Origin of the sequence: Pseudoalteromonas sp. SG43-7, assembly GCF_014164295.1 — a bacterium.
GTDB lineage: Bacteria > Pseudomonadota > Gammaproteobacteria > Enterobacterales > Alteromonadaceae > Pseudoalteromonas > Pseudoalteromonas rhizosphaerae.
Map to the genome: position 1 here is coordinate 1 of NZ_JACJEY010000093.1, position 8,728 is coordinate 8,728.

An 8,728-nucleotide genomic window follows, 5' to 3' on the forward strand; every position below is an offset into this window, starting at 1 on the left:
AGTATTAGGAGTATTAGGAGTATTAGGAGTATTAGGATTAAGTGTAGCCTGTTTTTTAGTCAGTATGTGTAATTAATACCAATCGACTTAAATATTTAACCATTCTAGCGAGCTAAATAAAGCGCTAACTGCGTTATAAATTTTTCATGTAGAACAACTACATGTAAAAATTTATGTCTTGTTATCACTCCATTTATCTGTCGCTATAAATGGTCAGTAACTTAACACGATTGGTATAAGCTGAACTCTGGATCGTGAATCTCTGATCTATATTCCAGGTTAATAAAAAAAGCCCCACATAAATGTGGGGCTTAAAAAATGTTTAGAACCTAGAACTTAACCTATCTTTTTGTACTTAATACGCTTAGGTTGCGTAGCCGCAGTGCCTAAGGTCTTTTTAAGCCATTCTTCATATTCAGTGTAGTTACCATCGAAGAAGTTAATTTGGCCTTCGTCACGGTAATCAAGAATATGTGTTGCGATACGGTCTAAGAACCAACGGTCATGCGAGATACACATAACGCAGCCTGGGAATTCTAAAATAGCGTTCTCAAGGGCACGTAATGTTTCAACGTCCAAATCATTGGTTGGCTCATCCAGCAGGATAACGTTGCCACCGGCTTTTAATAACTTAGCTAAGTGTAAGCGGTTGCGTTCACCACCTGACAAGTCCTTAACAAATTTTTGCTGATCGTTACCTTTGAAGTTAAAGCGACTAACATAGGCACGGCTTTGGAATTCAAAGTTACCAATTTTTAGTACGTCTTGGCCGTTTGAAATTTCTTGGAAAACAGTATTGCTGTCATCCATATTGCCACGGAACTGATCAACGGTTGCCAGTTCAACCGTTTCACCTAGGTTAATTTCACCGCTGTCTTGTTTGTCTTCACCGCTGAGCATTTTAAACAGCGTTGATTTACCTGCGCCATTGGCACCGATAATGCCAACAATTGCGCCTTTAGGCACAGTAAAGCTTAGATCATCAATTAACACGCGATCGCCAAAGCTTTTCTTCAAGTTTTTAACTTCAATAACTTGATCACCTAAACGTGGTCCAGGTGGAATAAATAGCTCGTTGGTTTCATTACGTTTTTGGTAATCAGACTGCTGCATTTCAGTAAATTGCGACATACGCGCTTTTGACTTAGCTTGACGACCTTTTTGGTTTGAACGTACCCACTCAAGTTCTTGTGCAATTGATTTTTGACGGGCTTTTTCAGACTTTTGCTCTTGCTGCAGGCGCGCATCTTTTTGCTCAAGCCAAGAAGAATAATTACCTTCCCATGGAATACCTTCACCACGGTCAAGCTCTAAGATCCAGCCAGCTACATTATCGAGGAAGTAACGGTCATGGGTTACCGCCACAACAGTGCCTTCGTAATCATGCAAGAAGCGCTCAAGCCATGCTACAGATTCTGCATCTAAGTGGTTAGTCGGCTCATCGAGGATAAGCATATCTGGTTTTTCAAGCAATAAGCGGCAGATAGCCACTCGGCGACGCTCACCACCTGACAAGAATTCAATTTTAGCATCCCACTCAGGTAAGCGCAGGGCATCTGCGGCGCGCTCTAATACGTTGTCGATGTTATGACCATCGTGGGCTTGAATAATTGCTTCAAGCTCACCTTGCTCTTTGGCTAGTGCGTCAAAGTCAGCATCTTCCATCGCGTATTCGTTATATACTTCATCAAGACGGTTAAGCGCGTTTTTAACTTCGCTGACTGCTTCTTCCACAGTTTCACGAACCGTTTTGCTTTCATCTAGAATAGGCTCTTGCGGTAAGTAACCAATTTTAGTGCCCGGTTGAGGATATGCCTCACCTTCAAACTCTTGATCAAGGCCGGCCATAATACGTAGCAACGTTGATTTACCAGAACCGTTTAAACCAAGGACACCAATTTTTGCGCCCGGGAAAAAATGCAAAGAAATATCTTTTAAGATAGTGCGCTTAGGTGGCACAACCTTAGATACTCGACTCATCGAGAAAATAAACTTATCAGGTAAAACCATGGAAGGAGCCTTCAAATAATAATAAAAATTTCAATGTTGTATTGTAGTGGCTCACAGGTGAAACAGTCAACGAATCAACCAAATAACAATGTGCTAATTCGCGAGCAATACTCCTACACCGATTAAAGCAAGCAAGCCGCCTATTAACATTTTATTGGTAACGGGCTCGCGCTTTATAAAACCAATGCTCATTACAATTAATGGCGCGGTTGCGAAAATCGTTTGTGCAATGGCTGGATCGGTATATTTAACTGCGCCAAGTTGAAGCCATAAACCAAGGAAAGTGCCTAAAAACACAGCCGCAAAAAACCATTGTTTGCCGCTAATTCCCCTTAGAGTTAGTGCTTGTTTAAATTCACTGCTTTTAAACACTGCAACAACTAAGGCCACAGTCATCGTACCGGCTGCTAATCTAATTAATGCCGCCCATAAGCTACTCATATGCTCATTATTGAGTGCGCCTTTAGACATCACCATACCGAGCGCTTGGCAGATAGCAGCTGCAAGGGCACATAAAACACCTTTGCGATAATGTTGATGATCAACCTGTGGCAATGTTTTTTCAGGCTTGATTGCTATTACTACGCCAATGGTTGTAAGTACAATACCGCACCATGCAAATGGCGATAAATAATGATTTAATAGCAGGATATTAAAAACCCCCACAAGGGCTGGAGCAAGGGACTCAATAACTAACGTGCGAGCAGGGCCAATATTTCGCAGCGCAGTAAAATAGGCGCTATCGCCAATCGCAATCCCAATCACCCCGCCAGCAATTAGCCAAAGCCAGCTTGTCAGATGATGTGGTAGTGCAGCGTCTTGAGTAATCGCAATAGTAGCTAACATCATGGCACTTGCTAACACGCCTTTACTGATGTTTAGCTGCATAGGCGTTAAGTGATGGCTAAAACCTTTATATAAAATGGTCGAAAGCGCCCAAACAATAGCTGCTAATATAGCAAAAAGTTCTCCAAAGCCTAGCCAATCAATCACGTTTACCACCTTAAAATAAAATCAACAGGCGCATTATGGCGAGCGGTTTTTAGAATGCAAAAGAATAGCTAAAATAAATTCATTTGGACATCTAAACATCTAGAGGTTGAAATTTCCAGCTATCCGTTCATAATTAGCCATTGGTTAATTATGCCTTGGAGATGAGTATGCCTATTACCGTTAAAGATGAATTGCCCGCAATTGCGAAGTTACGTCAAGAAAACGTATTCGTAATGCCAAAAAGCCGCGCTAAAACCCAAGAGATCCGTCCGATGCGCTTGGCGATTTTAAACTTAATGCCTAATAAGGTAGAAACCGAGGTGCAATTTATTCGTTTGCTCGCTAATTCACCCTTACAAGTGAATGTAGAGCTACTACGTTTAGACACTCATCGCAGCAGTAGCAATTCAGAGCAGCATTTAGACACTTTTTACCGTTATTTCTCTGAAGTGAAAGACAACAATTACGATGCATTACTCATTACCGGCGCACCATTGGCACATTTAGAATATGACGATGTAGCCTACTGGGATGAACTAAAAGTAATTTTAGATTGGGCGGAGCAGCATGTAACCTCAACATTATTTTCGTGTTGGGCGGCTCACGCGGGTTTATTTCATCATTATAATCTAAAGCGTGAACTAAAAGAAAATAAGCTCTGTGGCGTGTTTACCCATAAGTGTTACTTTGAACATGGAGCCTTAACGCGTGGTTTTGACGATACCTTTGTAGTGCCTCACTCGCGGTATGGTCATATTGATATTGAAAAAATTAACGCTTGTGATGACTTAGTGGTGCTGGCAGGTTCAGAGCAAGTAGGCGCTTACTTAATAAAAAATAAATCCGGCAGCCAAGTGTATATTACCGGGCATCCTGAGTATGATGCAGACACTTTAAAAGGCGAATATCAGCGCGATTTAGAAAAAGGCCCTGATGCGCCATTGCCTGAAAATTACTTTCCAGAGAACAACCCAGATAACGAACCGTCGAAAACTTGGCAAAGCCATGCCTTTTTACTGTTTTCGAATTGGTTAAATTATTATGTGTACCAAACCACACCCTATGATATTAATTTAGTTAGCCAAGCCGTAAGGACTAACAACTATGCCGAATAATTTAGAAAACAAAAGCGCCGTGTTAATTGAAGCGTTAAAACAGCGTATTTTAATTCTTGATGGTGCTATGGGTACCATGATCCAAGAACACAAATTAGAAGAACACGATTACCGTGGCGAGCGCTTTAAAGACTGGCATGTGCTAATTAAAGGTAATAATGATTTATTAAGCATCACACAACCAAAAATTATTGCTGATATTCATCGTGGCTTTTTAAGTGCAGGTGCCGATATTATCGAAACCAACACCTTTAATTCGACTACAATTTCGATGGAAGATTACGATATGGCCAGCATCAGCCGTGAAGTAAACTTAGAGTCAGCTAAATTAGCACGCAGTATTTGTGATGAGTTTACTGCTAAAAATCCAGCAAAACCACGCTATGTTGCGGGTGTTTTAGGGCCAACCTCAAAAACCTGTTCAATCTCACCGGATGTGAACGACCCGGGTTATCGCAATGTCACGTTTGATAAGTTAGTCACCGCGTATGTTGAATCAACCCTTGCTTTAATGGAAGGTGGTGTTGATTTAATTTTGATAGAAACAATTTTTGATACGCTTAATGCAAAAGCGGCTTCATTCGCGGTTGAAGAAGCGTTTGAACAAGCAGGGCGCAAGTTGCCTGTGATGATCTCTGGCACCATAACCGATGCCTCGGGCCGTACGCTGTCAGGGCAAACCACCGAAGCATTTTATAATTCTATTCGTCATATAAAGCCAATTTCAATTGGCTTGAACTGCGCGCTAGGTCCAGATTTATTGCGCCAATATGTAGAAGAACTATCGCGTGTTTGCGAAACCTTTGTCTCTGTTCACCCCAATGCTGGTTTACCGAACGAGTTTGGGGAATATGATTTAGAAGCACCTGAAATGGCTCAAGAAATTATCGATTGGGGCAAGTCTGGCTTTATCAATATTGTTGGCGGTTGTTGTGGTACCACACCTGCACACATCAGGGCATTTTCGAAAGGGCTTGAAGGTGTTAAACCTCGGCCATTGCCAGAGCTTGAAGTGCGTATGCGCTTATCAGGCCTTGAAGCGTGTAATTTAAACTAAGGTAGCCGAGATGACACAAAAAATAGCAGTATTTACCAACGTTGGCGAACGTACCAATGTGACCGGCTCAGCCATGTTCAAACGTTTGATCATGGAAGAAGATTACGAGACCGCGCTTAATGTTGCCCGCGAGCAAGTAGAAAACGGCGCACAGGTTATTGATATCAACATGGATGAAGCCATGCTGGACTCAAAAGCCGCCATGGTGAAATTTTTAAATTTGATTGCCTCCGAGCCTGATATTTCTCGCGTGCCAATTATGGTCGACTCTTCTAAGTGGGAAGTCATTGAAGCGGGCTTAAAGTGTATTCAAGGCAAGGCAATTGTAAACTCAATCTCGCTAAAAGAAGGTGAAGAGCCATTTATTCGCCAAGCTAAAATTATTAAACGTTTTGGCGCCGCTGCAGTGGTTATGGCGTTTGATACCGACGGCCAAGCAGATACAGCCGATCGCAAGTTTGAAATTTGTCAGCGTAGTTACCGCATTTTGGTGGATGAAATTGGCTTTGCGCCAGAAGATATTATTTTCGATCCCAACATCTTTGCGGTAGCAACCGGTATTGAAGAGCACGACAACTACGCAGTTGAATTTATTGAAGGTACACGTCGCATTAAGCAAAACTTGCCACACTGTAAAGTGTCGGGTGGGGTGTCGAATGTATCGTTCTCGTTTCGTGGGAATAACCCCGTGCGAGAGGCTATTCACTCAGTATTTTTATATCACGCAATTCAAGCGGGTATGGATATGGGAATTGTTAATGCAGGGCAACTCGCTGTGTATGATGATATTCCAGCGGAGCTGCGAAAAGCCGTTGAAGACGTTATTTTAAATACCGATCCAGGTGCAGGTGAACGTTTAGTTGAGTTGGCACCTAAATACTCAGGCATGGCACAAGCCGAACGCGTAGAGGATTTAGAATGGCGTACTTGGCCGGTCGAAAAGCGCCTTGAACATGCTCTTGTTAAAGGCATTACTACCTTTATAGATGAAGACACCGAAGAATGCCGTGCTGCTGCCGATAAACCTATTCATGTGATTGAAGGGCCGTTAATGGACGGCATGAATGTGGTAGGCGATTTATTTGGCGCAGGTAAAATGTTCTTACCGCAAGTCGTTAAATCAGCGCGAGTGATGAAGCGCGCAGTGGCCTACCTAGACCCTTACATTGAAGCAGAAAAAGAAGAAGGGGCTACTAACGGTAAAATCGTGATGGCCACCGTTAAAGGTGACGTACATGATATTGGTAAAAATATTGTTGGCGTAGTACTGCAATGTAATAACTATGAAGTTATCGATTTAGGCGTAATGGTGCCTGCAGATAAAATACTGCAAACCGCGATTGATGAAAAAGCCGATATCATTGGTTTATCAGGGCTGATTACACCATCGCTTGATGAAATGGTGCATGTTGCCAAAGAAATGAAGCGCCGTGGTTTTGAACTACCGCTATTGATTGGTGGCGCGACTACCTCAAAAGCGCATACTGCCGTTAAAATCGAGCCACAATATGACAAAGGCGTGGTGTATGTAAATAACGCCAGTCGCGCTGTAGGCGTGGTTTCTAACTTATTGTCGAAAGAGCATAAAGCTGAATTTTTAGCAAAAACCAGCGCTGAATATGTCAAAGTACGCGAGCAGCAAGCACGCAAAAAGCCACGTTCAAAACCGGTTACTATTCAACGTGCCCGCGACAACGCCGCCAAGCTTGATTGGGATAATTACACTCCACCGGTGCCGAAAAAGCTGGGCGTGACAGAGTTTAAAAATGTCTCGATAGCCACTTTACGACAATACATAGACTGGACGCCGTACTTTATGACCTGGTCAATCGCCGGTAAATACCCACGTATCATGACTGATGAAGTGGTTGGCGAGCAGGCGCAAAGCTTATTTAAAGACGCCAACGACATGTTAGACGATCTTGAAAAGTCAGGCAGTTTGCAACCGCTTGGCGTAATTGGTTTATTCCCAGCTAATCGCGTGGGTGACGATATTGAAATATACACAGACGAAACTCGCTCTGAACTATTAACCACATCGTGCCATTTACGTCAGCAAACAGAAAAAACCGACTTTGCTAACTACTGCTTAGCTGATTATATCGCCCCGAAAGGCACGCCTGATTACTTTGGTGCATTTGCGGTAACCGGCGGTCTTGAAGAAGACGACTTAGCTGATGCGTTCGATGCACAGCAAGATGACTACAACAAAATAATGGTAAAAGCGGTGGCAGATAGACTCGCCGAAGCCTTTGCTGAGTACTTACACGAACAAGTGCGTAAAGAATATTGGGGTTTTGCCCCAGACGAAAACCTTGCGAATGAAGATCTTATTCGTGAAAACTATCAAGGTATTCGCCCAGCACCCGGTTACCCAGCGTGTCCAGAGCACACTGAGAAGAAGAAAATCTGGCAACTACTCGACACTGAAAAGCGCATTGGCATGCAGCTCACCAGCTCATACGCCATGTGGCCCGGTGCTGCGGTATCAGGCTGGTACTTCTCTCACCCTGAGGCTAAATACTACGCCGTAGCGGCAGTACAAAAGGATCAGGTTGAAGATTACGCTCAACGAACCAACATGACGCTAGAAGAAGCGGAAAGATGGTTGTCTCCTAATTTGGGGTATGAGCCGGAGTAAGTGAAGCTGTAAGCTATCAGCTATCAGCCGTCAGTTTAAAACAAAAAAGCGAGCCAAATTAGGCTCGCTTTTTTTGTACAAAGTTTTTCCTGATAGCTCTTCGGTATATCATCATACTTTCACATTCAATGAGCTTGCGTATGCCCCTAACCTTGGGTGTAGAATGATTAGTACATTATATTTGTGATTTACTGCACATTCATTATTTGAGAATTTTCTATGGTAAAATTATTTAGCCCACTAAAATTAGGTCCGATAACACTCAAAAACCGCATTATTATTGCTCCCATGTGTATGTATGCCGCAGAAGAAGGCAAGGTGCAACCTTGGCATCATCAACATTATGGTATGCTCGCGCAATCCGGTGCTGGCTTATTGATTGTTGAAGCGAGCGCTGTATCCCCTGAAGGAAGAATCTCTTACGCCGATTCAGGTATTTATAGCGACGAATGTGAGCAAGCTTGGCGTGAAGTCGTATCTAATGTAGGTCAATACTCTAACATTCCGATGGTGATGCAGATTGGTCATGCAGGTCGTAAAGCGTCAACTGAATTACCTTGGAATGGCGGTGCGCCTATCGCTCCAGCAATAAAGAACGGTTGGCAAACTATTGCTCCGAGTGAACTTGCTTTTTCAGATGAAGCTCCTTTACCAAAAGCAATGACGCAAGACGATATTGGACGATTAATTACTCAGTTTGTGAAAAGTGCTCAACGTGCCCATAAAGCTGGTTTTTCTGGCATAGAACTTCATGCAGCTCATGGCTATTTACTGCACCAATTTTTATCACCGCTTAGTAATCAGCGTTCAGATCAATTTGGCGGCTCATTAGAGAACCGCATGCGCCTACCCCTGACAATATTTGATGCTATAAAGGCTGCGTTACCACATGATTTCATGATTGGTGTACGT

General features: G+C 43.0%; 5 protein-coding genes and 1 pseudogene. 4 read left to right on the forward strand and 2 right to left on the reverse strand.

The genetic code is table 11. The features are described 5' to 3' along the window. Positions 1 to 336: 336 nt before the first annotated feature. Together ettA and H5200_RS24380 are read right to left on the reverse strand one after the other, a co-directional pair. Positions 337 to 2,010 carry an energy-dependent translational throttle protein EttA gene (gene ettA / locus H5200_RS22275; protein ID WP_145241364.1) on the reverse strand — a complete coding sequence of 558 codons (1,674 nt, stop codon included), beginning with the start codon at positions 2,008 to 2,010 and terminating at the stop codon, positions 337 to 339. 93 nt (positions 2,011 to 2,103) lie between these two features. Then, positions 2,104 to 3,003, reverse strand: coding sequence for a DMT family transporter (locus H5200_RS24380; RefSeq protein ID WP_182719158.1), 900 nt, complete (start codon positions 3,001 to 3,003; stop codon positions 2,104 to 2,106). Positions 3,004 to 3,170: 167 nt separating this feature from the next. On the opposite strand from H5200_RS24380, the gene metA reads away from it, so the two are divergent. The 4 genes and pseudogenes from metA to H5200_RS22300 all read left to right on the forward strand — a co-directional run. Continuing rightward, a complete protein-coding gene (metA, locus tag H5200_RS22285) occupies positions 3,171 to 4,118 on the forward strand; it encodes a homoserine O-succinyltransferase (RefSeq protein WP_149982020.1) in 948 nt (315 codons plus the stop codon). Further along, a complete protein-coding gene (locus tag H5200_RS22290; RefSeq protein WP_182762687.1) occupies positions 4,108 to 5,175 on the forward strand; it encodes a homocysteine S-methyltransferase family protein in 1,068 nt (355 codons plus the stop codon). The genes metA and H5200_RS22290 overlap by 11 nt, the downstream gene beginning before the upstream one ends. Positions 5,176 to 5,185: 10 nt before the next feature. Beyond that, on the forward strand, positions 5,186 to 7,816 hold the full coding sequence (gene metH, locus H5200_RS22295; RefSeq protein WP_182762689.1) for a methionine synthase: 2,631 nt from the start codon (positions 5,186 to 5,188) through the stop codon (positions 7,814 to 7,816). A 219-nt stretch (positions 7,817 to 8,035) separates the two neighbouring features. Continuing rightward, positions 8,036 to 8,728: pseudogene (locus H5200_RS22300) on the forward strand (oxidoreductase); the annotation flags it as partial.